This is a genomic window from Guyparkeria halophila, from assembly GCF_034479635.1.
Classification (GTDB): Bacteria; Pseudomonadota; Gammaproteobacteria; order Halothiobacillales; family Halothiobacillaceae; genus Guyparkeria; species Guyparkeria halophila.
Window position 1 is genome coordinate 283,608 of sequence record NZ_CP140153.1, and the last position, 24,598, is coordinate 308,205.

General features: G+C 67.7%; 21 protein-coding genes. 17 read left to right on the forward strand and 4 right to left on the reverse strand.

Translation table 11 applies throughout. The annotated features are described in order from the left end of the window. Positions 1 to 34: 34 nt before the first annotated feature. Genes rlmN through der form a run of 8 tightly spaced genes read left to right on the forward strand, consistent with a single transcriptional unit; the run spans position 35 to position 8,623 of the window. The gene (gene rlmN / locus SR882_RS01315) at positions 35 to 1,165 is read left to right on the forward strand and encodes a 23S rRNA (adenine(2503)-C(2))-methyltransferase RlmN (protein ID WP_322521557.1); all 1,131 of its coding nucleotides are present in this window, start codon (positions 35 to 37) and stop codon (positions 1,163 to 1,165) included. Beyond that, a complete protein-coding gene (gene pilW / locus SR882_RS01320; protein WP_322521558.1) occupies positions 1,162 to 1,944 on the forward strand; it encodes a type IV pilus biogenesis/stability protein PilW in 783 nt (260 codons plus the stop codon). Before rlmN ends, pilW begins: the two co-directional genes overlap by 4 nt. After that, positions 1,941 to 2,996, forward strand: a complete 1,056-nt coding sequence (locus SR882_RS01325) for a helix-turn-helix domain-containing protein (protein WP_322521559.1) — start codon at positions 1,941 to 1,943, stop codon at positions 2,994 to 2,996. The genes pilW and SR882_RS01325 overlap by 4 nt, the downstream gene beginning before the upstream one ends. Next, on the forward strand, positions 2,993 to 4,114 hold the full coding sequence (ispG, locus tag SR882_RS01330) for a flavodoxin-dependent (E)-4-hydroxy-3-methylbut-2-enyl-diphosphate synthase (RefSeq protein ID WP_322521560.1): 1,122 nt from the start codon (positions 2,993 to 2,995) through the stop codon (positions 4,112 to 4,114). Before SR882_RS01325 ends, ispG begins: the two co-directional genes overlap by 4 nt. A gap of 13 nt (positions 4,115 to 4,127) precedes the next feature. Then, positions 4,128 to 5,378 (forward strand): histidine--tRNA ligase, encoded by a 1,251-nt coding sequence (gene hisS / locus SR882_RS01335; protein ID WP_322521561.1) that lies wholly within the window; start codon positions 4,128 to 4,130, stop codon positions 5,376 to 5,378. An 18-nt stretch (positions 5,379 to 5,396) separates the two neighbouring features. Next, the gene (locus tag SR882_RS01340; protein WP_322521562.1) at positions 5,397 to 6,020 is read left to right on the forward strand and encodes a YfgM family protein; all 624 of its coding nucleotides are present in this window, start codon (positions 5,397 to 5,399) and stop codon (positions 6,018 to 6,020) included. Continuing rightward, positions 6,017 to 7,168, forward strand: coding sequence for an outer membrane protein assembly factor BamB (gene bamB / locus SR882_RS01345; RefSeq protein ID WP_322521563.1), 1,152 nt, complete (start codon positions 6,017 to 6,019; stop codon positions 7,166 to 7,168). Before SR882_RS01340 ends, bamB begins: the two co-directional genes overlap by 4 nt. A 36-nt stretch (positions 7,169 to 7,204) precedes the next feature. Continuing rightward, positions 7,205 to 8,623, forward strand: a complete 1,419-nt coding sequence (gene der, locus SR882_RS01350; RefSeq protein WP_322521564.1) for a ribosome biogenesis GTPase Der — start codon at positions 7,205 to 7,207, stop codon at positions 8,621 to 8,623. A 197-nt stretch (positions 8,624 to 8,820) separates the two neighbouring features. Here the strand turns inward: der and cysZ are convergent, their stop codons facing one another. Genes cysZ through queF form a run of 3 tightly spaced genes read right to left on the reverse strand, consistent with a single transcriptional unit; the run spans position 8,821 to position 11,238 of the window. Beyond that, entirely contained in the window at positions 8,821 to 9,576 is a 756-nt protein-coding gene (gene cysZ / locus SR882_RS01355) for a sulfate transporter CysZ (RefSeq protein ID WP_322521565.1), read from the reverse strand. Then, positions 9,573 to 10,844, reverse strand: a complete 1,272-nt coding sequence (locus tag SR882_RS01360) for an FGGY-family carbohydrate kinase (protein ID WP_322521566.1) — start codon at positions 10,842 to 10,844, stop codon at positions 9,573 to 9,575. The genes cysZ and SR882_RS01360 overlap by 4 nt, the downstream gene beginning before the upstream one ends. A gap of 4 nt (positions 10,845 to 10,848) precedes the next feature. Continuing rightward, positions 10,849 to 11,238 (reverse strand): preQ(1) synthase, encoded by a 390-nt coding sequence (gene queF, locus SR882_RS01365; protein WP_322521567.1) that lies wholly within the window; start codon positions 11,236 to 11,238, stop codon positions 10,849 to 10,851. A gap of 127 nt (positions 11,239 to 11,365) precedes the next feature. Between queF and SR882_RS01370 the strand changes: the two genes are divergently transcribed. The 7 genes from SR882_RS01370 to SR882_RS01400 all read left to right on the forward strand — a co-directional run bounded on the left by SR882_RS01370 (position 11,366) and on the right by SR882_RS01400 (position 22,216). After that, positions 11,366 to 14,839 carry an AAA family ATPase gene (locus tag SR882_RS01370; RefSeq protein ID WP_322521568.1) on the forward strand — a complete coding sequence of 1,158 codons (3,474 nt, stop codon included), beginning with the start codon at positions 11,366 to 11,368 and terminating at the stop codon, positions 14,837 to 14,839. A 145-nt stretch (positions 14,840 to 14,984) separates the two neighbouring features. Further along, positions 14,985 to 16,067: a cell division protein ZipA gene (locus SR882_RS01375; RefSeq protein WP_322521569.1), complete on the forward strand. Its 1,083-nt coding sequence runs from the start codon at positions 14,985 to 14,987 to the stop codon at positions 16,065 to 16,067. A 10-nt stretch (positions 16,068 to 16,077) separates the two neighbouring features. Continuing rightward, positions 16,078 to 18,333, forward strand: a complete 2,256-nt coding sequence (ligA, locus tag SR882_RS01380; protein ID WP_322521570.1) for an NAD-dependent DNA ligase LigA — start codon at positions 16,078 to 16,080, stop codon at positions 18,331 to 18,333. 164 nt (positions 18,334 to 18,497) lie between these two features. Then, a complete protein-coding gene (locus SR882_RS01385; RefSeq protein WP_322521571.1) occupies positions 18,498 to 19,643 on the forward strand; it encodes a glycosyltransferase family 4 protein in 1,146 nt (381 codons plus the stop codon). After that, positions 19,640 to 20,203, forward strand: coding sequence for a phosphatase PAP2 family protein (locus tag SR882_RS01390; RefSeq protein WP_322521572.1), 564 nt, complete (start codon positions 19,640 to 19,642; stop codon positions 20,201 to 20,203). The genes SR882_RS01385 and SR882_RS01390 overlap by 4 nt, the downstream gene beginning before the upstream one ends. A gap of 331 nt (positions 20,204 to 20,534) precedes the next feature. After that, a complete protein-coding gene (locus SR882_RS01395; protein ID WP_322521573.1) occupies positions 20,535 to 20,888 on the forward strand; it encodes a c-type cytochrome in 354 nt (117 codons plus the stop codon). A gap of 38 nt (positions 20,889 to 20,926) precedes the next feature. Next, positions 20,927 to 22,216: an FCSD flavin-binding domain-containing protein gene (locus SR882_RS01400; protein ID WP_322521574.1), complete on the forward strand. Its 1,290-nt coding sequence runs from the start codon at positions 20,927 to 20,929 to the stop codon at positions 22,214 to 22,216. A 296-nt stretch (positions 22,217 to 22,512) separates the two neighbouring features. Here SR882_RS01400 and SR882_RS01405 read toward each other — a convergent pair whose 3' ends face one another. Beyond that, entirely contained in the window at positions 22,513 to 23,334 is an 822-nt protein-coding gene (locus tag SR882_RS01405; protein WP_322521575.1) for an inositol monophosphatase family protein, read from the reverse strand. A gap of 219 nt (positions 23,335 to 23,553) precedes the next feature. On the opposite strand from SR882_RS01405, the gene SR882_RS01410 reads away from it, so the two are divergent. Together SR882_RS01410 and pilV are read left to right on the forward strand one after the other, a co-directional pair. Next, positions 23,554 to 24,150 carry a GspH/FimT family pseudopilin gene (locus SR882_RS01410; protein WP_322521576.1) on the forward strand — a complete coding sequence of 199 codons (597 nt, stop codon included), beginning with the start codon at positions 23,554 to 23,556 and terminating at the stop codon, positions 24,148 to 24,150. Beyond that, on the forward strand, positions 24,122 to 24,595 hold the full coding sequence (gene pilV, locus SR882_RS01415) for a type IV pilus modification protein PilV (protein ID WP_322521577.1): 474 nt from the start codon (positions 24,122 to 24,124) through the stop codon (positions 24,593 to 24,595). Before SR882_RS01410 ends, pilV begins: the two co-directional genes overlap by 29 nt. Positions 24,596 to 24,598: the final 3 nt, after the last annotated feature.

Here is a 24,598-nt window from a genome sequence, read left to right on the forward strand (position 1 = left end):
GGCACCTTTTCGGGTCGACATACGGGTGGCCTGAATGACTTCGACCGACGAACGCATCAATCTGCTGGGACTGGCGCCCAGCCGCCTGCGTGCCTGGTTTGCGGAGATGGGCGAGAAGCCCTTCCGTGCCAACCAGGTGCTCAAGTGGGTGCACCAGCGTCGGGTCGAGGACTTCGACGCAATGACCGATCTCGCCAAGAGCCTGCGCGAAAAGCTCAAGGAGATCGCCTGCATCCAGGCCCCCGAGATCCTGCTCGACCAGGAATCGAAGGACGGGACGCGCAAGTTTCTCGTCGATACGGGCGGCGGCAACTCCGTGGAGATGGTCTACATCCCCGAAGACGACCGCGCGACCCTCTGCATTTCCTCGCAGGTGGGCTGTTCGCTCACCTGTACCTTCTGCTCGACCGGCCGGCAGGGCTTCAACCGCAACCTGTCGACCGCCGAGATCGTCGGCCAGCTCTGGTTGGCCGAGCGGTTGGTCGAGCGTCGCCTGCCGACCGGCAAGGCGATCAGCAACGTGGTCTTCATGGGCATGGGCGAGCCGCTCTTGAACGAGCAGGCAGTGGTCGACGCCGCCGAGCTGATGCTCGACGACCACGCCTACGGCCTGTCCAAGCGTCGAGTGACCATCTCGACCTCCGGCATCGTGCCGGCGATCGATCGGCTGGGCGAGCGGTTGCCGATTTCGCTCGCCATTTCGCTGCACGCGCCCAACGACGCGCTGCGCAACGAGTTGGTGCCGATCAACGAGAAGTACCCGCTCGACGAGCTAATGGCGGCCTGCGACCGCTACGCCGAGGTGGTGCCGCATGGCGCGATCATCTACGAGTACGTGATGATCCAGGGCGTCAACGACACGCCCGAGCATGCCGATGAGCTGATCGCGTTGCTCGGCCCGCGCAAGGAGGCGGTCAAGATCAACCTGATCCCGTTCAACCCCTTCGAGGGTTCCGGCTACGAGCGTTCCTCGCGCAACCGCATCGAGCGGTTCCGGGCACGACTCAAGGCGGTGGGCATCAATACCGTGCCGCGCAAGACGCGCGGTGACGATATCGATGCCGCCTGCGGCCAGCTTGCCGGCAAGGTCGCCGACAAGTCCCGCCGCAAGGATCGCCTGGCGCAGATGGGCCTGGGCCAGGGTGTGGTGGAGGTGACTCGATGAGCCATCGCCTGCTGACGCTTTGCGCCGTGATCCTGCTCGGCCTGAGCGGCTGCGCCACCACCGGCCTGCCGGGTGGCGACAGCGGTTCGATCGAGCGCCACGTCGGCGAAAATACCCAGGCCGCCGAGATCAATACCGAACTGGCCGCCGGCTACATGCGCAAGGGCGAGCTCAAGATCGCCATGGAAAAGATTCGACGCGCGATCCGGCTCGATAGCGGCTATGCCCCGGCGCATCACGTCCACGCCATCCTGCTGCAGCGTCTGGGCGAGGAAGAGAAGGCGGGCGATGCCTTTGCCCGAGCCGTGCGGCTCGACGGCGACAACTCGGATCTGGCGAACAACTACGGCGGCTTCCTGTGCTCCCAGGGCGACTACGAACGCGCTCAGGCGATGTTCCGTCGCGCCTACGACGATCCCCTGTACGAGACCCCGGAATTCGCCCTGGTCAACTCCGGGCGCTGCTACCAGCAGGCCGGCGAACAGTCCCAGGCACTGGCCCAGTTCCGCCGGGCGCTGGACGAAGGCGCCCGTCAGCCGGGTGCCCTGCTGGGTGTCGCGCAGGCATTGCTGGAAACCGGCGAGGCGGCCGAGGCGGCCGAGGCGATGCGGCGATACGAATCGCGTCACCGGCACACCCCGGGGTCGCTGGGCGTCGCGATCGCGATCGACCGTGCGGTGGGTGACGAACAGGCATTGAAGAACCACCGCCTGATCCTGCGCGGCCGATTCCCGGACTCGCCGGAGGCCCAGGCACTGGAACAGGGAGGCAGTCGATGAGCGAGCAGGAGCGGCGTGAGCCAGCGGTCGGAGCAACGGCCCACGAGCCGGATGAGGCGATCACCCTTGGGCAGGAGATCGCCGGCCCCAGCGTCGGCGAACGGATTCGGCGCGGACGCGAAGCCGCCGGTCTGAGCGCCGCGGATCTCGCCCAGCCGCTCAACCTCGATCTGAAGGTGATCGAGTGTATCGAGCGCGACGAGCTCGATGCCGTACCGGGGCGCCCTTACATCCTCGCCTATCTGCGCACCTGGGCCGGGCAACTGGGGCTCGACGGCGATGAGCTGATCGCCCAGTACAACGCCCAGCGCGCCCCGGACAACGGGACGGTGCAGGGTGGCATTCACCCGACGCTGGACGTCATGGAGCCCCGTGGCGGTGGCGTTGGCCGTCGCTTGCTGGGATGGTTGGGCATCCTGATCGTCATCGCGATCGTGGTGCTCGCCCTCTCGCGTCTCGATGCCGATCGCGTGCAGTCCTGGTGGACCGATCTGCGCGGCGAGACGGCCGAGTCGTCGACCGACACGGGCCCGGCGTCGGTGACCGAGGACGACTCGGCCGGCGAGCGTCCGGCCATCGACGGGGCCCTCGACGAGCCCCCGGCGCCGCCGACCGAGGCGCCTTCGCCGACCGAGAGCGTCTCGCTGGCGCTGCCCGGCGAGCGCCTGGCGGCGATCGGCGCTGCGATTGAAGGGCGTGAGCCCGCCGAGGACGAGTCCGGCCAATCCGCCGGCCAATCCGCTGGCGAGGCCGACAACGAACCCGATGCCGATGAATCGGCGGCCCCTGCCGCCGACAAGCCGCCGGCCCTGCTGCTGCGCGCCACCAGCGCCGACAGCTGGGTCGAGGTGCGCGACGGCAACGGCGAGCGACTGATGTACGACGTGCTGGCCGCCGGCGAGGAACGCGCGTTTGCCGAGGCAAACGGGCCGTTCTCGCTGGTGCTGGGGCAGCCCGAGGGGATCGAGGTCGAATACCAGGGCAAGCCGGTGGATCTGGGTGAGCCGAGCGGGGACACCGGCGTGCTGCGAACCACCGTGGGGAATTCATGAGCTTTCAACCGGTTCCGGTGACGCGTCGCCTGTCCCGTCGGATCCAGGTCGGGTCCGTGGGCGTGGGGGGCGATGCGCCCATCTCTGTCCAGTCGATGACCAACACCGACACCTGCGATGTCGAGGCGACGGTCGCCCAGATCGAGCGCCTTGCCGCCGCCGGCGCCGACCTCGTGCGTGTCTCCGTGCCCAACATGGATGCCGCCGAGGCCTTCGGCAAGATCAAGCAGCGGGTCTCCATCCCGCTGATCACCGACATCCACTTCGACTACCGCATCGCCCTGCGCGTCGCGGACCTGGGCGCCGACTGCCTGCGCATCAACCCCGGCAACATCGGTCGCGAGGACCGCGTGCGCCAGGTGATCGACTCGGCGCGCGACCACGGCATCCCGCTGCGCATCGGCGTCAACGCCGGCTCGCTGGAGAAGGACCTGCAGCAAAAGTACGGCGAACCGACCCCGGACGCGCTGGTCGAGTCCGCCTTGCGGCACATCGATATCCTCGACCGGCTCGACTACCCCGAGTTCAAGGTCTCGCTGAAGGCCTCCGACGTCTGGATGACGCTGGGTGCCTACCGCAAGCTCGCTGACCAGATCGAGCAGCCGCTGCATCTGGGGATCACCGAGGCGGGTGGTCCGCGCGCCGGCGCGGTCAAGTCCGCCGTAGGTCTGGGCATGCTGTTGGCCGAGGGGATCGGTGACACCCTGCGCGTCTCGCTGGCCGCCGACCCGGTCGAAGAGGTCAAGGTCGGCTGGGATATCTTGAAGTCGCTGAAACTTCGCAGCCGCGGCGTCAACCTGATTGCCTGCCCGTCCTGTGCCCGTCAGGAGTTCGACGTGATCAAGACCGTCAACGCCCTGGAAGAGCGTATCGAGGACATCGACCTGCCCATGGATGTCGCCGTGATCGGCTGCGTGGTCAACGGGCCCGGCGAGGCCCGCGAGGCATCCATCGGCCTGACCGGCGGTCAGCCCAATCTGCTGTACGTCGACGGCAAGCCGTCGCGCAAGCTGTCCGAAGAAGAGCTGGTCGACCAGATCGAACAAACCATCCGCGAGCGCGTCGCCCGGGATAAGGCCGCCCATGAGGCCGCCCACGATTCCGGCGACGAGCGATAACCCCGATTCCACGATGAGCAAGACGCCCAAGAGCATCCGGGGCATGCACGACGTGCTGCCCGACGACACGCCCGCCTGGCAACGCCTGGAAACCGCCCTGCGCGACACCGCCGCGGCATTCGGTTACGAAGAGATCCGCATGCCGATCGTCGAGCAGACGGCGCTGTTTGCGCGGTCGATCGGCGAGGTGACCGATATCGTCGAGAAGGAGATGTACACCTTCGACGACCGCAACGGCGATTCGCTCACCCTCCGCCCCGAGGGCACGGCCGGCTGCGTGCGGGCCTGCCTGCAGCACGGCATCATCCACAACCAGCAGCGTCGGCTGTGGTACACCGGGCCGATGTTCCGCCACGAGCGCCCGCAGAAGGGGCGCTACCGCCAGTTCCACCAGTTCGGCGTCGAGACCTTCGGCGTGGCCGGCCCGGAGCTGGAGGTCGAGCTGATCCAGATGGCCGCCTCGCTGTGGGCGCGCCTCGGCATCGAGGACGTGCGCCTGGAGATCAATACCCTCGGCCAGCCCGAGGCACGCGCCCGGCACCGCGAGGTGCTGATCGAGTATCTGGAGGGCCACGCCGACCAGCTCGACGAGGAAGCGCGCCGGCGCCTGCACGAGAACCCGCTCCGGGTGCTCGACAGCAAGAACCCTGACATCCAGCCGATCCTCGAGGCCGCACCGAAGCTGGCCGACTACCTCGACGAGGAGTCGGCCGCCGACTTCGCCAAGACCTGCGGGCTGCTCGATGCGCTGGGGGTTCCCTACCGGATCAACCCGCGGCTGGTGCGCGGGCTGGACTACTACAACAAGCTGGTGTTCGAGTGGGTCACCGAGTCGCTCGGCGCCCAGGGCACCATCTGTGCCGGCGGTCGTTACGACGGGCTGGTCGAACAGCTCGGCGGCCGGGCCACGCCGGCAGCCGGGTTCGCGATCGGTATCGAGCGATTGCTGTCGCTGGCCGAGACGCCGACGGACGCCGGTCGTGCCGACCTCTACGTCATCGTGCCGGAAGCGGCCCGCCAGGGGGCGGGGCTGCGGCTTGCCGACCGTCTGCGCCGCACCTTGGTCGGCCGACGGGTGCAGTGTAATCTCGACGGCGGCAGCCTCAAGGCACAGTTCAAGCGCGCGGATCGCAGTGGTGCCGCCACCGCGCTGATCGTCGAGGACGAGGCCGGCGAGCAGGTCTCGGTCAAGCCGTTGCGCGGCGAAGGCGAGCAGCAGACCGTCGCCGTGGACGCCCTCGATACCCTCTTGGCCACTAACTAACGCATTTCGGGAACCCCTATGGTCGCCTCAGACGAAGAACAGATTGAACGCATCCGCGATTGGTGGTCGGAGAACGGCAAGACGGTGATTGCCGGCGTCGTGCTCGGCATTGCCGGCCTGGTCGGCTGGCAGGGCTGGCAGGGCTGGCAGGACAACCGGATCGCCTCGGCGTCCGCGGCCTTTGCCAATCTCGAGCAGATGGCGGCCCGCGGCGAAGGCGACGTGGTCGAGCGCGCGCGCGAGGTCGCCACCAGCCACGATGGCACCAACTACACCCCGCTGGCCTGGCTGATCGGTGCCGGTGCCGCCGTCGAGAGCAACGACCTCGAAACGGCCACGTCCTACCTCGAAAAGGCACGCGAGAGCGCCGAACGGGTCCAGCTGGTCGCGACGGTCGACCTGCGACTGGCCCGCGTACTCTGGGCACAGGGCGAACATGATGCCGCGCTCGAGCGACTGGCCAATCCGCCGGCCGGCTTTGACGGCCTGTTTGCCGAACTGCGCGGCGACATCCTTGCCGAACGCGGCGACCTGGTCGCCGCGCGCCAGGCCTACGAAACCGCCATCGAATCCGATGCCGCCAACGGCCTGCTGCAGATGAAGCTCGACAGCCTGCCGGCCGGCGCCGAGGAGAAATCATGATCAACACGCACTCGACCCGTTGGACGCTGCCGCTGGTTGCGGGCCTGGCCGTCGCACTCGCCGGCTGCTCGGCACCGCGCGAACTGGTCAAGCCCACGCCGCTGCAGGAGATCGACAACCAGCAACCGCCCCAGGTTGCCTGGAGCGGTTCCTCCGGCGGTGATCAGGAAAATCATCTGACCGCCATCGCCCCGGTCGAGGACGACGGGCGCGTCTTCGTTGCCGGCCCCGAGGGTGACGTGCTTGCCTACGATCTCGAGTCGGGCAAGCGACTGTGGTCGGTCGATCTCGAGGCCGACCTGAGTGTCGGCGGCGGCGCCGGTGAAGGGATTGTCGTCTTCGGTAGCGAGGACGGTCGCGTCTTCGCCCTGGCGGCCGACAGTGGCGAGCGTCGCTGGGATGTCTCGATCCGCAGTTCGGTGGATGCCGCACCCTCGGTCGGCTTCGGTGATGTGGCCGTGCGCGGCCGCGATGGCACGCTGGCCGTGCTGAATGCCGAGACCGGCGAGATGCGCTGGCGCCAGTCGAAAAACCCGCCGGCCCTGACCCTGCAGGGACAGGGGCGCGTGCTGATGTTCCCCGATGCCCTGGCTGCCGGTTTCGACGACGGCACGATTGCCGTCTTCGCCCGCGAGGATGGCCGCGAGCTGTGGAGCCAGGCCGTGGCGCTGCCGACCGGCCGGACCGACGTCGACCGCATGGTGGATGTCGACGCCACGCCGGTGTTCGCCGATGGCGTCTTCTATGCCGCGACGTACCAGGGCAAGCTGGTTGCCCTGGCCGCCCAGGGCGGTCGCGAGCTGTGGTCACGCGACTTCTCCAACACCAACAACATCGCGGCCGGTGGTCGCGCGCTCTACCTGAGCGATGCCGACGGCGTGATCTGGGCCATCGACCGGCGCAGCGGCGATGCGCTCTGGCGCCAATCGGATCTCAAGCACCGCGGCTTGACCGGCCCGGCCCTGATCAATGGCTACCTGGTCGTGGGGGATCGCGAGGGCTACGTGCACGTGCTCTCGACCACCAGCGGCGCGTTGGTCGGCCGGGCCGACTGGGGCGATCCGCTGATCGACCCGATCCAGCAGGTCGACGGTCAGGGCCTGGCCGTCACCCGCGACGGCGAACTGCGGGCGTTCACGCTTGACTAATTCTGGCAACAGCCACCCCACGAGTCCTTTGACGCGATGAAACCCGTAATCGCCCTGGTCGGCCGCCCCAACGTGGGCAAGTCGACCCTTTTCAACCAGCTCACTCGCAGCCGTGATGCGCTGGTGGCCGATTTCGCCGGCCTGACCCGCGATCGTCAGTACGGTGCGGCCCATCACGAGGAACGTGACTGGCTGGTGATCGACACCGGCGGGCTGACCGGCGAGCGGGGCGGCATCGAGGCCCTGATGGAGGATCAGGCCTGGCTGGCCGTCGAGGAGGCCGATCTGATCGCCTTCCTCGTCGATGGTCGGGCCGGGCTGACCGCCGCCGACGAGCAAATCGCCGCGGAATTGCGCCGCGCCGGCAAGCCGGTGCTGCTGGTGGTCAACAAGACCGACGGCGTCGATGAGCACGAGGTCCAGGCCGAGTTCTGGGCGCTGGGCATGGGTGAGCCGGAATACATCGCCGCTTCGCACGGACGTGGCATCGGCGGGCTATGGGAGCGGCTAGAGACCATGCTGCCGCCGGAGTTCGCCGAGGAACCGGCCGAGGAGCCCGAGGGGCGAGGCATTACCGTCGCCCTGGTCGGGCGTCCCAACGTGGGCAAGTCCACCCTGACCAACCGGTTGCTGGGTGAATCGCGCGTGCTTGCCTTTGACGAGCCGGGGACCACCCGCGACTCGATCAAGATCCCCTTCGAGCGCGACGACAAGCCCTACACGCTGATCGACACCGCCGGGGTGCGGCGCAAGTCGCGCGTCGGCGAGGCGATCGAGAAGTTCAGCATCGTCAAGACGTTGCAGGCGATCGACGCTGCCAATGTCGTGATCCTGGTGCTCGATGCGCACACCGGCATTACCGAGCAGGACCAGCATTTGCTGGGCTTCATCAATGAGCGTGGCCGCGCGCTGGTGATCGCGGTCAACAAGTGGGACGGGCTGGAGTCTGACGTGCGTGAGCGCGTCGCCTCGGAGATCGAACGCAAGCTCGGCTTTATCAACTACGCCGAGATCCATCGCATTTCCGCCCTGCACGGCACCGGCGTGGGTCACCTGTTCGAGAGCGTGGATCAGGCCTATGAAGCCGCCATGCGCTCGATCTCGACCAACGCGCTGACCCGCACCCTGGGGGCCGCCGTCGAGCAGCACCAGCCGCCGCTGGTACACGGCCGGCGCATCCGCCTGCGCTATGCCCACCAGGGCGGCAGCAACCCGCCGATCATCGTCATTCACGGCAAGCAGACCAAGCGCCTGCCGGGGCATTACCACCGTTATCTGGAATCCTACTTCCGCCGCGAACACGATCTGATGGGCACCCCGATCCGGATCGAATTCCGCACCGATTCGAACCCCTACGAGGGCAAGGTCGACCGGCGCACGCCGCTGCAAAAGGTCAAGCAGAAGAAGGCCGAGGCGCGCCGACGCTCGTCGGGTCGCGAGCCGCGTAAGGGCTGAATTCGTCTGGTTGGGAGGGATGCCAGCCCGTGGGCGAGACACGCGCCTGCGGCGCGTTTCGCTTGCCAGGCAAGCTCCCACAGTGGGGCGTCGCAAGTGCCCCATTGTGGGAGCGCGCCCCGCGCGCGAAGGCCGCCCCAGCGGCCGTCCCGGTCAGCAACCATGTCCCCCGACGTGACACGTTGAGCTTCCAGCTCTTAACTCTCTCGCCTGACCGCCTTCCCCTCAAATCCTTCCACCCACATCCGGGTCGCCCCGCACACCCCCACCGGCATGGCGAGGAAATTCGCCACCGGCACCATGGTCATCAGCGTCATCAGACTGCCAAAGCCGAGCGTCAGCGCCGGGCGTTGGCGCAGGCATCGTCGCTGCTCGCGGAATGACAGCCCGTGATTGCCGGCCGGGTTGTCGATGTATTCCAGGCTCATCATCCAGGCCGAGAAAATGAACCAGGCGAACGGCGCGATCAGGTTCAGGCCGGGGATGAACCACAGGATCACCAGCGGGATCGCCCAGGCCGCGAGATAGAGCAATCGTCCCACCTCGCTGGCGATCGCGCCGACCGCGTCGGCAATCAGGCCCTGGTCATCCTCGGGCGGTGAACGGCCGGTCAGGTGGGCCTCGACCCTCGCGGCGAGCACGGCGTTGAATGGCGCCGCGATCAGATTGGCGACCAGCGTGAAGGTGAAGAAGGTCACCAGCAGCAGCCCGAGTACCACGATGGGCATCAGCAGCCAGTAGAGGAAATCGAGCCACTCGGGCAGCAGGCCCTCGACCCAGTCGCCGGCACTGCTGACCAGCAGCCAGCCCGCCAGGCCGAACAGCAGCGTATTGATGAAAAGCGGGATCAGGGTGAAGCGGCGCAGCCCCGGTTGCCACATCAGTCGCAGACCGGCCAGCCAGTAGCCCAGCCCGCCCATTTCGCGCGCCGCTCGCGTCAGTGGTTGATTCATTCGCTTGCTCCGTCGGCTCGAGTGGCCCGTTGTGCCAGGCGCGCCGCGCCCACCGCCGCCTCGGTGTGTTCGGCCGTCTGCACCGGCACGCCCAGGGCCCTTGCGCGGATGCGGGAGAACACCGGGTTGTGCGCCCCGCCGCCGGAGGACAGCACCCGCCGCACGGCGGTGCCGCCCAGCGCGGCGAACCGTCGATAGCCCAGCGCCTCGATGCGTGCGATGCCGCGCAGCATCCCGCCGAGAAACGCGGCGGGGTCGTCCGGCCGCGGCGTCAGACGCGGGGACATGTCGGGCGCGACCACCGGAAATCGTTCGCCGCGCCCGGCCAGCGGCCAGTAACCCAGGGTGTCGGGTGCCGTCGGGTCGATCGATTCGCTCAGGCTGGCCAGTTCCTCGCTGTCGAAGAAGGCGGCCAGTACCCGTCCGCCGGTGTTGGACGCACCGGAGACGGCGAATCGGTCACCGAAACGATGGCTGTACACCCCGCTGGCCGCGTCGCTGACCGGGGTGGCACTGATCAGTTTCAGCGCCAGCGTCGAGCCCAGGCTGGTCACGCCGTCGCCCTCGGCGGTCGCGCCGCTGGCCCAGAGGGCCGCCATCGAATCGGTGGTGCCGGCGGCCACGATGGTGGTCTCCGGCAGGTTCCAGTGTCGGGCCAGGTCGGGCGTGATGGGGGCGACGGCCGTGCCGGGGCGGTGTACCTCGGGCAGCTGGTCGCCGAACCGATCGAGCAGGGCGGCAGGCCATTGTTCGGTCACCGCACCGAAACCCCACTTGAGCGCGTTGTTGCTGTCGCTGACATGCCGGCCGGTCAGGCGGGTGACGAACCAGTCGGCCTGGCTGACCGGTCGCCCGGCCCGGCCGCGTTTTTCGGCGAGGAATCGCCAACGGGCCAGTGCCGACAGCTGGGCGTCGGGGTCGAGGTCCAGCCGGCGCAGGGCAACGAGCGACTCATCCCCCCGCGGGTCGTCGTACATCAGGGCCGGTCCTTGTGGTCGGCCGTCGGTATCGATGGTCAGCACCGTGCCCGAGGTGCCGGCGAAGGCCAGCGAGTCGACCTCGGTCAGCCCTCCCGTCTCGCCCAGCCGGCACATCAGGCCATCGAATGCCGCCCACCAGAGGGCCGGGTCCTGTTCATGGCCATGGTCGACCGCCGGCACCGGCCAGTCGGCCTTTTCCAGCCACAGGCACTCACCGTCCGCCCCGAGGGCCGCAACGCGCAGCCCCGAGGTGCCTACGTCGATGCCCAGATGGCGTGCCGCCGACATGCGATCAGGGCAACTCGACTTTCGGCGCCGGTTCCCAGCCGTCCTGGCGGTGCTCGACCACCACGTTGGTCCAGATGCCGCCGCGCACGTTCCAGCGGCCGGTCAGACGCAGGAAGCGCGGATTGATCGCGGCGACGATGTCGTCGGCGATGCGGTTGGTCATCGCCTCGTGAAAGCCGCCTTCCTCGCGGAACGACCACATGTACATCTTCAGTGACTTCAGCTCGACGCACAGCTGATCCGGCACGAAGTCGATCAGGATGGTGGCAAAGTCCGGCTGGCCGGTCTTGGGGCACAGGCAGGTGAACTCGGGCACCTCCATGTGAATGGTATAGTCGCGTTCCGGATGCGGGTTGGGGAAGGTTTCGAGTGTCTTGCTGGGTTGCGTCGACATAAATGACTGTCCTGTTGCGGCAATATGGCAATCGCCGGTTGAGCGGGGGGGCTGATTATAAGGGTCGACGCGCCGGCTTGCAGTCCGCGTTGCCGGCCGGCCGCTCGTCGTCCGCGGGAGGCTGCCAATGCGCCTGACCCGCCTGTACCTCGCCGGCTTCAAGTCCTTCGCCTCGCCTACCGAGATCCGCCTGCCGGCCAATACGCTGGCCATCGTCGGCCCCAACGGCTGCGGCAAGTCCAACCTGATCGACGCCCTGCGCTGGGTGATGGGCGAATCCTCCGCCCGTCACCTGCGCGGCCAGGCCCTCGACGACCTGATCTTCGCCGGCAGCGGCGAGCGGGCCGCGGCCAGCCGCGCCGTGGTCGAGCTGACCCTCGACAACCGCGAGCGCCGCATCCACGGCCCCTTCGCCGCCTACAACGAGCTGACCGTCCGGCGCAGCCTCGACCGCGACGGCCAGTCCCGCTACGAGATCAACAACACGCGCGTGCGTCGCCGCGACGTGGTCGACCTGTTTCTCGGCACCGGCGTGGGCGCACGCTCCTATTCGGTGATCGAGCAGGGCCAGGTCAACCGCATTGTCGACGCCAAGCCCGACGAGCTGCGCGGCTACCTCGAGGAGGCCGCCGGCATCTCGGTCTACCGCGAGCGCCGTCGCGAGACGGCCAACCGCATCGGTCACACCGAGGAAAACCTGTCGCGGCTGAACGACATCGCCGCCGAACTCGAGCGCCAGGAGGCCACGCTGGCCCGCCAGGCGCGTGCCGCGCGCCGTTACCGCGAACTGTCGGCGGTGCGTCGTCGCCGCCAGGTCGAGGCGGCGGCCGTCGCGCTGATCGAGGCCCGCGAGGAGCGTCAGCGCCTCGATCGGATCGTCGCCGACACCGGCGAGGCCGAGGCGGCCTGCGAGACGCGCCTTTCCGCCGCCGAGGCGGCTCAGGACGAGGCCGAGCGCGCCCTGCTGGCCGCCGGCGAGCGGCTGGCCGAGCTGTCGGCCGAGAAGTACCGGCTGGCCAACGACCTCAATGCCGTCACCACCCGCCAGGCCGAGCTCGACGCCCGGCTCGAGGGACTCGAGCGCCAAGGGCACCACGACCGGGAGACCGCCGAGCGCCGCGAGGCCGAACGCCGCGACGCCGAGTCCCGTCGTGAGCGCCTGATCGCCGAACAGCGCGACACCCGCGCCTCCCTCGATGATCTGGCCGCGGCCCACGAGCGCGCCCGCGATGGTCGTGCCAGCGCCGAAGCCGAGCTCGACTCGCTGCGCCGCGAGGCGATGGCCTCCGCCGAGGCGCGTATCGGCCCCCAGCGTGAGCAGGCGCGACTCGGCGAGCGGCTCGATGCCGTGGCGCGCGAATGCCGACGACTCGAATCCGCGCCGGCCGCCGCCGAGCTGGCCCGGGCGCGTGAAGAGCTGGTGGACCTGGAGCGCGAACGCCGTCAGCGTGCCGACGAGGTCACCGCGGTCGAGACGGCCCTCGAGGGGGTCGAACGCGACCATGACGAGGCGTTGGCGGCCGTCGAGGCCAGCGAGGCCGTCCTGCAGGACCACGAGGAGGCCCGCCGACGAGCGCGCCACGTGCATGACGGGCTCACCGCCGAGCAGCAGGCACTCGATCGATTGCTTGCCGCGCATACCCGCAACGAGCCCGATGAAACCACGGGGCCGCGGCTGGTCGAGCGGCTGGTCGAGGCCGATATCCGCGAGCCCTGGGTGGGTCACGCCCTGGGTGAGGCGCTCGAGGCCGAGCTGGTCGATGACCTCGATGCGATGGTGGCCGCCGAGATCGATCGATTCAACGACACGGAGGGCGCCGGCGGCTGGTGGCTGGAGGCGCAGGCGGATACGGAGGCCGACTGGCTCGCCGAGCGCGTGCGCGACTTTCCCGGCCGGCCGGTCGAGGACCTGGACGCCGCCCTGGACCGTCGTCCGTCGCTTGCGCCGGGCGAGTTCCTGATTACCCCGGCCGGCTGGTGGGTCGGGCGCCACTGGGTGGGGCGCAGCGGCAATGCCGGCGCCGCGACCCACCTGGCCCACCTGGCCCGTCACCGCGAGCTCGAGGCGGCGATCAGCGAGGCCGAGGCCGAGTTGGCACAGACCGAGACGGCACTGGGCGAAAGCCGGAGTCGATTCGAGGCCGAGCGCAAGGCCCTCGAGGCCACGCGCCAGGAGCGCGACAAGCAGGCGCGGGCGCTCGAGTCGGCGCGCCTGGCCGACCGCCACCTCGACGAACGGTTGGAGCGCCTGGCGCAGACCGTGGAGACACTCGAGGCCCGCGCGCGCGACGAATCCGAGGAACTGGAGGTTGCCCGCCGGGAGCAGGTGCGCCTGGAGGCCGAACGCGAGGCGGCGGCCGAGGCGGTAGCGCAGGCCGATCAGCGCCGCAACGAGGCCGTCGAGCGACAGGAGTCGGCCCGCGAGGCCCTGGAAGCCGCCCGCGAGACCGCCCGCGTGGCCGCCGACCGCTTTCATCGTGCCCGTCGCGAGATCGAGCAGCGCGACGAGAGTATCGCGCGCCTTGGCGACGAGATTCGGCGGCTGGACCACGAGCGCGAGGCGATCGCCCGCCGCCTGGACGAGCAGGCCCACGAGCGCGAGCGGGCCCAGGCCGAGCGCGAGGGGCTGGTCGCCGAGCGGCGCCGTCAGGAGCAACGCCTCGCCGAGGCGGAGACGGCCGAGGAGCGGGCGCGCGACGATCAGCGGGCGGCCACCGAGGCCCAGGCCGCGGCGCGCCAGGCGGTGGTCGAGGTGCGTGGCGAGCGCGACGCGGCCCGGGCGAAGAGCGAACAGGCCCGTATTGATCGCGCCCAGGGCGAGACCCGCGAACAGCATGCCCGCGCCCGTCTGGCGGAGGCCCGCGACCAGCTGGCCGACGACGAGGACGAACCCCAGGCCGAGGCCATCGAGGCGTTGGCAGGCGAGCCGGGCGTGGCCGAGCGACTGGCCGCCGAACTGACCGATCTCGAAGCCCAGATCCGCCGGCTGGGGGCCGTCAATCTCTCCGCGATCGAGGATCACCGCGAGGTTGAGGCCCGCCGCGAGGAGCTGGCCGGCCAGATCGAGGACGTCGAATCGGCGCTGGCGCAACTGGCCGAGGCGATCGAGACCATGGACCGTCAGACCCGCGAGCGCTTTCGCGAGACCTATCACGCGGTCAACCAGCGACTGGGGCCACGCTTCGAGGCGCTGTTCGGTGGCGGCGAGGCCCGGCTCGAGCTGACCGGTGACGATCCGCTCGATGCCGGCGTGGCCCTGATGGCCCGTCCGCCCGGCAAGCGCATCAGTCACCTGTCACTGCTGTCGGGGGGTGAGCGGGCGCTGACGGCCACCGCCCTGATCTTCGCGATCTTCGAGCTCAACCCCGCGCCGTTCTGCATTCTCGACGAGGTCGACGCGCCGCTGGACGAGGCTAACGTCGGGCGCTTCTGTGCTATGGTTTCGGCCATGTCGGACCGGGTGCAGTTCATGTACATCACCCACAACAAGACCACCATGGCGAGCGCCTCGGCGCTGGTCGGCGTGACCATGCGCGAGGCCGGCATGTCGCGCATCGTCTCCGTCGACATCGACGCCGCGGTGGGCCTGATCGAGACCTGATCCGGATGTTCCCAACAATTGTCGCGAGCGGAGCCGTGAGTCACCAGATCTATCGAACCGACGAGTTGGCCTCCCCTTTGGGCTTGGCTGGCACGAGTCTCGGCGTGAATGGGTGCCTGGCATCGGGTTTCGGGGAGTAGACGGTATGGAATGGTTGCGCTGGATTGTTCTGCTGGTGGGGCTGCTGGTGATCGGCGGCATCATCTGGATGTATCGTCGGCACCGCAGCGAGCAGGCGGTTGACCTTGGCGGAGGCCAGCCTCATCGCGGTGACTACCACGACCCGATCGATGCCAGCGTCGGCGCGAGCGTGGATGCCGAAGGCGCCGAACGCGCCCGCGGCGAGCGTCGCGAGCCGCAGCTGGAACTGGGCGAGGAGCGTGGCGATGAGGGCTGGTCGCGGCCCGACGCGGAAGGCTTCATCGATGGCGCCTCCGCGGGACGGGTGGTGTGGCGTGCGCCGGATGCCGACGACGAGCCCCAGCGCCCGTCGCCGACGAGCTCGCGGGACGAACCCGCCCTCGAGCCAGAGCCGGATTGGAGCGAGCCGGCGCCCGAACCAGCGGCCCGCGAGGAGCCGCCGGTGGAGGAGGACGCCCCGGCCCGAGACGAATCCACCGCCCGCCCCCAGCCCGGCTTTTCCAGCTTGTTCACCCGGCAGGGGCAGACTAGCCAGGGACAGACGACCCAGGGACAGACGACTCGGGGCGCCGAGCCGCAGGCGTCGTTCGACCAACCCGCCGTGCCGGCTTCGGCCCATGGCTCGGGCGATGCCGAGCCCGTTGCGGACGCAGAACCCGCGGCGGATAGCGATGCGTCGGCCAGCGGCGCGGTCATCTCGATGATGATCGTTGACCGGGAGCAGGCGGCGATGCCGCCCGAACGGGTGCGCCGCGCCATCGAGGAATCCGGGTTCGAATTCGGCGAGTTCGCGATCTACCACTTCCAGGATCTCGACGGGGCCGACTGGTTCTCGCTGATGAATGCCGTCTCCCCGGGCCAGTTCAACCCCGACGACCTCTCCTCCTTCGAGACCCCGGCGCTGGCGCTGTTCATGCAGCTGCCGGTTCGCGGCGGCGCCGATCCGTCGCTGGTGTTCGAGCGCATGCACCAGGTAGCCACCTCGCTGGCCGACTCGCTGGGCGCCATGCTGATCGACGACCGTCGCGAGCCGCTCGACAGCGAGTCGATTGATCGGTATCGCGAACTGATCGATCAGCACGGCTGAGTCACCGCATATGAGTGAAGGTGACGATCGCAAGCGCCTGGCGGCACTGCGCGCCGAGATCAACCAGCACAACTTCCGCTACTACGTCCTCGACCGGCCCACCGTGCCGGATGCCGAGTACGACGCGCTGATGCGCGAGCTCGAGGCAATCGAGGCCAAGCACCCCGACTGGATCACCCCCGACTCGCCCACCCAGACGGTGGGTGCCCCGCCCAGCCACGCCTTCGAGGCGGTCGAGCATCGCGTGCCGATGCTGTCGCTCGACAACGCCTTCGATGCCGACGAGTTCGCCGCCTTCGACCGGCGCGTACGCGAGCGGCTCGGACGCGACCGGCCGGTGTCCTATCTGGCCGAGCCCAAGTTCGACGGCCTGGCGATCAGCCTGACCTACGAAGGCGGCGTGCTCGCCCAGGCCGCCACCCGCGGCGATGGCCGTCGCGGCGAGGACGTCACCGACAATGTCCGCACCATCGAGAGCGTGCCCTTCCGGATCGACCTGCCGGCGGACAGCCGGATCGAGATCCGCGGCGAGGTGGTGATGACCCACGCATCGTTCGCCGAGATCAACCGGCGGGCCGAACGCCGTGGCGAGAAGGTGTTCGCCAATCCGCGCAACGCCGCGGCCGGTTCGCTGCGGCAGAAGGACCCGAAGGTCACCGCCAGCCGCCCGCTGCATTTCTTCGCCTATGGCATCGGGGCAGCCGAGGGCATCGAGGCGCCCGAGACCCAGTCGGGCTGGCTTGACTGGCTCGAGCGGCTGGGGTTTGCGGTCGCGGAGCATCGTGATCGGGTCGAGGGACTCGATGCGGCGCGGGCCTTCCACGAGTCGCTGGGCGACCAGCGCGCGGGGCTGGCCTTCGACATCGATGGCGTGGTCTACAAGGTGGACTCGCTGGCGGACCAGGAACGTCTGGGTTTCGTGGCCCGTGCGCCGCGCTGGGCGATCGCGTGGAAGTTCCCTGCCGAGGAAAAGATCACCCAGCTGCGCGACGTGGAATTCCAGGTCGGGCGCACCGGCGCGCTCACCCCGGTCGCGCGGGTCGAGCCGGTGTCTGTCGGCGGGGTGACCGTCGCCAACATCACCCTGCACAACATGGATGAGATCGAGCGCAAGGACGTGCGCATCGGTGATTGGGTGCGCGTGCGCCGTGCCGGCGACGTGATCCCCGAGATCATCGAGGTGCTCCCGGAAAAACGCCCCGACGATGCCCGCAAGATCGAGTTGCCCGCGCGCTGCCCGGAATGCGGGTCGGAGGTGCTGCGTGACGAGGAGCAGGCGGTCGCCCGCTGCACCGGGGGGCTGTTCTGTCCCGCGCAACGACGCGAGGCGATCCGTCACTTCGCCAGTCGCAAGGCAATGGACATCGATGGGCTGGGCGAGAAGTGGATCACCCTGTTCCTCGAGCGCGAGATGGTCGATCACGTTGACGACCTGTTTCATTTGGACCGCGACGAGCTGGTCGCCCTGCCACGCATGGGGGCCAAGTCGGCGGACAATCTGCTCGAGTCGCTGGAGAAGGCCAAGGAAACGACGCTGGATCGATTCCTGTTTGCCCTCGGCATTCCGCTGGTCGGTAGCGAGACTGCGGCTGAGCTGGCGACGCACTTCCGGTCCCTTGACGCGTTGCGCCGAGCGACGTTCGAGGATTTCATCCAGCAGAAGGGGGTGACCGGCATCGGCCCCAAGCGGGCCGAGACCCTGCAGGCGTGGCTGGCAAGGCAGCCGTCGGATCGAACCACCGCGCTTGGCGAGGCGTTCGATCAGGACAGGCCGGCGGGCGTGGATGAAAAGACCCTGGCGCGCCTGCAGGAGGCGTTCCCCACGCTGGCCGACATGCTTCGCGCCGCCGAGCATGACCAACTCCAGAACGAGACCGTCACCAAGGTGCCGGGCATCGGGCCGGAGATCGCGACATCGATCGTGGCGTTCTTCAAGCAGGATCACAACAACGAGGTGATCGACGGGCTGCTCGAGGCGGGCATCCACTGGCCGACGCCAGACGCCCCCGCCGAGAACGCGCCGCTGGCCGACAAGACCTTCGTGATCACCGGCACCCTGCCGGACATGACCCGCGACGAGGCCTCGGCTCGACTGGCCGCGCTGGGTGCCAAGGTGACCAGCTCGGTGTCGAAGAAGACCACCGCCCTGGTCGCGGGCGAGGCCGGCGGCAGCAAGCTTGCCAAGGCGGAAAAGCTCGGCGTGCCCGTGCTCGGCGCCGAGGCCTTCGCCCGTCTGCTGGAAGACCCCGCCACCGCACCAGGCTGATCGGCACCTGCTTCTTGCCCGCCGCTGGGCTCTGCTGTCTGGCCTCCAGCCTCTTTGTCCCCGTCGCCAAATCGTCAACGCGCTGACACGCTACTGTCATCCATTCGGCCTAGCGTGCTGATTCGTGGGGCACTTCCGTCCCACGATCAGATTCGAGGTGCTGATTGGATATCCGAGTGGTGACGGAAACCTTCCCGCCCGATATCAACGGGGTGGCGACCACGCTGGGTTGTCTGGTCGCGGGGCTACGTGACCGTGGCCACCGGGTGGTGGTCACCTGTCCGGCGGCCGGGGCTCCCCGCGATCTGGGTGAGGGCGACGAGGTGCGCGGGCTGGCGCTGCCGTTCTACCGTGAGGTCCGTTTCGGCCTGCCGCGGCGGCGCGCGTTTCTCGCCGAGTGGCGCGAAGACCCGCCGGATGTGGTGCACATTGCCACCGAGGGGCCGCTGGGTGCCTCGGCGCTCGCCGCCGCCCGCACGCTCGATCTGCCGGTCACCACCTCGCTACACACCAACTTTCATGCCTATGCGCGTGCCTATCGGCTGGGCTGGTTGGCCACCCCGGTGGTGCGATACCTGCGCCGGTTTCACAACCGCTCGGCGAATACCTTCATCCCCACGGCAAAGCAGGCCGCCGAGCTTGAGGCCTGCGGCTTCGAGCGGTTGATGGTGCTGGGGCGGGGTGTCGATACCGAGCGGTTCACCCCGGATCGACGTGACCCGGAACTACGTGCCTCCTGGGGGGCGGACGACCGTACGCCCGTGCTACTGCATGTCGGCCGGTTGGCCGCCGAGAAGAATCTCGGCCTCCTGGCGCAGAGCTGGGCGCGGGCCCAGGAGATCAACTCGGGCACACGGCTGGTGATCGTCGGCGACGGGCCCGAGCGGGGACGGCTCGAGCGGCAGCTGCCGGGTGCGATCTTCGCCGGGGCGCTGCGCGGTGAGGCGCTGGCCCGTTATTACGCCTCGGCCGACGCCTTCCTGTTCCCCAGCCTGACCGAGACCTTCGGCATCGTCGTGCTCGAGGCCATGGCCAGCGGTCTGGATTGCCTGGCCTTCGATTACGCCGCCGGCCGCCAGCTGATCGAGCCGGGCGTGAACGGCCTGTTGGCTCCATTCGGCGACTCGGTGGCCTTTCTCGACCGGGTTCCGGATCTCCTGACGTCCGCATCGGGTCGGCGCCGTGAACGAGCCGTCGAAACCGGTCGACAGCACAGCTGGGAGGCCATTGTCGACGGCTTCGAGCAGAACCTGCTCGAGGTCGCCGAACGTTCGATGCCGCAAGTGTCGTCCCGGGAGGGCTTGGCGTGATCCCGTTGCGTGCCGGCTCGCCCGCGGCCGAGCGATGCGCACGCGTCCTCCAGGCCTATCTGGGGTGGGAGGCGCTGGTGACCGAGCGCTGCAACCGCGCGCATCGGTTGCGTGTATTGCGCGCGCTGTTCGCGACCGCCTCGCGGCTGGGCGACGGGATTGGCTGGTACGTGCTCGCGCTGCTGATGCTCGTGCTGCACGGGGCGTCGGCGGTGGTGCCGATGGCGCTGATGATCGCCTCGGGTGGGGTGGGCGTGCTGATCTACCTGACGATCAAGCGTCGCACCGCCCGCCTGCGTCCACTCAATCGCAACCAGCGGTTGGAAATCAGTGTCGCGCCGCTTGACCAGTACAGCTTCCCATCCGGCCACACCTTGCATGCGGTCAACTTCGGCATTCAGTTGGTGGCCTTCCAGCCCGCGCTGTTTTGGCTCGTCCTGCCGTTCGCCCTGTTGGTGGCCAGTTCGCGCATGGTGCTTGGGCTGCACTATCTCTCCGATGTGCTCGTGGGTGCGGCGATCGGCTTGCTGCTGGCCAGCCTCACTCTGTCATTGCTCTGATTCCTCGTTTCCGTGGCAGTGCGGCGAGGTCGGCCATCCTGGTGCGGTTGCTTGCCGCGCATCGAATATAGAAAAAACAAAAAACGTAAGTTGCTCATCCGTCGGCTTGCCGATTCATGATGCCATGTAGGCATAAAAACAATCAATAAACGCGCAATAGGCTGAAAACTGGCCTTTTGTTCGATGCCGGTTGCTTGGCTATTCGATATGGCCACAAAAATGGCCTATATAAGCATTGCAAGGCTGGAAAGCCCGAAGGTATGGTTGCAAGGCTTGGGCAGGGACAGCTCGTGCTTGTCCGGGCGGCAAGACACATTTAGGAGGATTGGGGATGTCAACGAATCGAGAAGCGGCCGCGAGCCGCCGACTACCCGCCAGGACCCTCGCGGCCGTCGGGCTTGGCCTGACGCTGTTCGCCGGCGTAACGACGGCCGGCGATCAAGCGGGGGCGATGGAAATGAGCAACGGATCGATCATCGGTTCCACCTGCATGGGCTGTCACGGCTTCCAGGGCAAGGGCTCGGGGAACATCCCGCGCCTGGCTGGTCTGCCGAAAGAGGTGATTGCCGGGAAGATGCTGGCGTACAAGTCGGATGGTCAGGAAGGCACGGTCATGAACCGCATTGCCAAGGGGTATTCCGACGAGGAGATTCAGGCGGTGTCTGAATTCTTCGCCAACCAGTAACGCCCCTGCAGGCGCAAGGAACACGAGAGGTAACCGCAATGAGTCTTTCCCGACGCGGATTTCTAAAATTGAGCATGGCGATGGCCGGCGTGGGCGCAGCGACCGGCCTGGCCGGCTGCCAGAACAGTGCCAGCACGAACGGTGGTGCCAAGCGCGTGGTGGTCATCGGCGGCGGCTTTGGCGGCGCGACCGCGGCCAAGTACGTCAAGCTGTTCGACCCGTCCGTCGATGTCACCATGATCGACGGCCAGTCCAGCCACACCACCTGCCCGTTCTCCAACCTGGTCATCGGTGGTCTCAAGGACATCGACGAGATCACCCATGACTTCACGGCGCTGGAGAAGCGTGGCGTGAACGTGGTCAAGGGCTGGGTCACCGGCATCGATGCCGAGGCCCGCACGGTCACCCTGAAGGACGGCAGTAGCTACGAGTACGATCGCCTGGTCGTCTCGCCGGGCATCGACTTCAATTACGATGCGATCGAGGGCTACACCGAGGAAGTGGCCAACACGACGATGCCGCATGCCTGGCAGGCCGGCGAGCAGACGCTGTTGCTGCGAAAGCAGCTCGAGGAAATGGAAGACGGCGGCACGTTCATCATGGCCGCGCCGCCCAATCCGTTCCGTTGCCCGCCGGGACCGTACGAGCGCGCCGCCCTGATCGCCAACTACTTCAAGGAAAACAAGCCCAACTCGAAGATCCTGATCCTCGATCCAAAGACCGGCTTCTCCAAGGAGCCGCTGTTCCGCGAGGGCTGGACGGCCAACTACGGCAACATGATCGAGTGGATCGGCGGCGACTTCGGTGGCGGCGTGACCAAGGTCGATCCCGACACCATGACGGTCACGGCCGGCGGTACCGAGTACCAGGGCGACGTCATCAACGTCATCCCGCCGCAGAAGGCCGGCTGGATCGCTCACCAGGCCGGGCTGGCGGACGATTCCGGCTGGTGCCCGATCAACACCGGCACCTACGAGTCGACCATGAAGCCCGGCGTTCACGTCGTGGGGGATGCCTGCATCGGCTCGCCACTGCCCAAGTCCGGTTTCGCGGCCAACTCGCAGGCCAAGAACTGTGCGGCGGCCATCGTGGCGATGTTCCACAACGAGAATCCGCCGGAGCCGAGCTGGGTGAACACCTGCTACAGCCTGGTCGCCCCGGACTACGGCATCTCCGTGGCTGCCGTCTACGCGGTCGAGGACGGCAAGACCGTCTCCGTCGACGGCGCCGGCGGCGTCTCGCCCCTGGGTGGCAAGAACGCCGAGAAGGAAGCCGGCTACGCCCGCGACTGGTACGCCTCGATCACCGAGGACATCTGGGGCAGTTGATCCCGGCAGGGCCGCCCGTCGGGGCGGTCGAACGAAAAAGGCCTGTCATCGCGAGGTGACAGGCCTTTTGCTCGTCTGGGGCTCAGGAAATTGTGGGGGCGTCCAGCGACAGTCCCCGTTCGTAGCCCGATGCACGCGCCATTGGCGCGTTTCGCTTGCAAGGCAAGCTCCCACAATGAGGCGGGGTCCAGCGCTTGCGGCTACCCCACTGTGGGAGCGCGCCCCGCGCGCAAAGGCCGCACCAGCGGCCGTCCCGGTTTGCCCCGCTCCCGTCTCGTCCCCGGATCGCCAAGCTCTCAGCTCTCGGCTTTCAGCTCTTCCAGCCAATCCTCCAGCAACTCCACATGCGTCGCCGCCACCGCTGACCGCGGCAGCGGCTCGAGCGGCCGGTCGAGGTAATCGATCTCGCCCTCCAGATCGGCGGATGCCCCGCCCGCCTCGTGCAGGATCAGCTGGCCAGCGGCATAGTCCCAAAGTTTCTGCTTGCCATGCACGTACACCTGCACGCGATGCGCTGCCACCCAGCACCAGTCCAACGCCACCGACCCGATCGAACGCTGCGAGGCGTAGGGCGGGTCGCAGGCCAGGTGCGCAGCCACGGTGCGCGGCAGTCGCTTGAAATCCACCGTCGCCAGACAGCTTTTCAACGGTTGTTTCGGCTCGTTGGCAAGCGACAAGGTTTCCCCGTTCAGCCAACTCCCCTCGCCGCGGACGGCGTGGAAGCACTCGTCCCGGCTGGGGTCATAGACCACGCCGAACTGGGCCTTGCCACCGACCAGCAGGGCCACGGTGACCGAGAACACCGGGAAGCCCAGGCGAAAATTGCTGGTGCCGTCGAGCGGATCGACCACCCACGTCGGTCGCCCGTCCAGGCACTCGCGCCAGGCGGCCTCCTGCTCGGCGGCCGACATCTCTTCGCCGAGAAAGCCATGCGCCGGGAACCGTTTGGCCAGCCCCACCTGCAGGTCCAGCTGCATGGCGTGATCGGTGGTGGTGACCCAGCTGCCGTCGCTTTTGCGATCGGCTGCTTGTGTGCCTCCGTCGAGCAGGTGCTGGCTGGCGGTTTTTTGGACGAGTTGGATTACCGACGAATGGTCGGCGGGTCTGAGCGGGGGCATCGTGGAAACCTCGTGTCGAATCAAGGGGGCGATTGTCCAGTGACCCTTTCACCCGAAGGTATTGAGCCACCGATTGGCCGGGGCGCTGAGTCGGTATTCTACGTGACTCGCATCACGCCTCGACCGTTCGTCGGTCCACCTCGGCCTTTCGTCATGTGACCGCTGGCAACGGTAGATCCGGCATGATTGGATCCATGTGTGAAAAAGGAATCGAACCGCATGACACGAATACGCGCTCCGCAACGACTGGTGAGTCGATCGTCCGGCTTCAGCTTGATCGAGTTGATGGTCACGATCGCCGTGGCCGCCGTGCTTCTGACGATCGCGATCCCGAGTTTTCGGAACCTGATTCTTTCAAACGAGTTGACCACGATCAGTAACGAATGGGTGGCCGCGGTCAATTACGCACGATCCGAGGCGATCAAGCGCGGCGGGCCAGCAGTCGTCTGCGGGGCTAACGCCAATGAGGGGGGCGCGAACGATCTCAGCAACGGCTGTGCCGGCACGTTGGGCGAGGTGCGTGCCCGGCCGGCCGGCTCAGCAACTGATCGTGTCGTGGTTCGTGCCGAGATTACGAATGAAGTACCGGACGGCGTCACGGTGGGCTCGACGCAGAGCGTGCGTTTCGGTGGTGACGGTGTTGGGCGGTTGCCGACCGGTACCGCGCCGCACACCGGCCTGATCGTTGATGTTTCAACCCCTGACCTTGACGCGGGGAACCATCGCTGTGTCTACCTGACCACCGGTACCACCCTGACCTCCTGCACCGTCACCGGAGCATGCCCGAATGCCGAGCCTGACCCCTGCAATCCGTAGCGCCGCCCGTCAATCCGGCGTCGGCTTGATCGAGATTTTGATCGCGGTACTGATCCTGTCCGTCGGTTTTCTCGGGATGGCTGCGCTCCAATCGAAAGCGCTGAGCAACAACAACAGCGCCATGGCGAGAAGCATGGGTACGATCGCGAGCTATTCCATTCTCGATGCCATGCGTATCGATCCGGACGGAGTCGAGGCAGGCAATTATGAGGGTGCCGACGTTGAGGTGCCGGCCAATGGTAATTGCGCTGTTGGCGGTGGCGACTTGGCTGGGGTGAACTTGCAGAATTGGTGTCAGGAATTGGCCGAGCTGGTCGGCCCCGGCACTACCGGCACGATAACCGCGTTGGGTGGTGGTAATTACCGGATCACGATTGAGTTCGACGACAGTCGTGCGACTGGCGGGGAAGACGCGGAAACCCTCGTGACACAGGCCAAATTATGAACC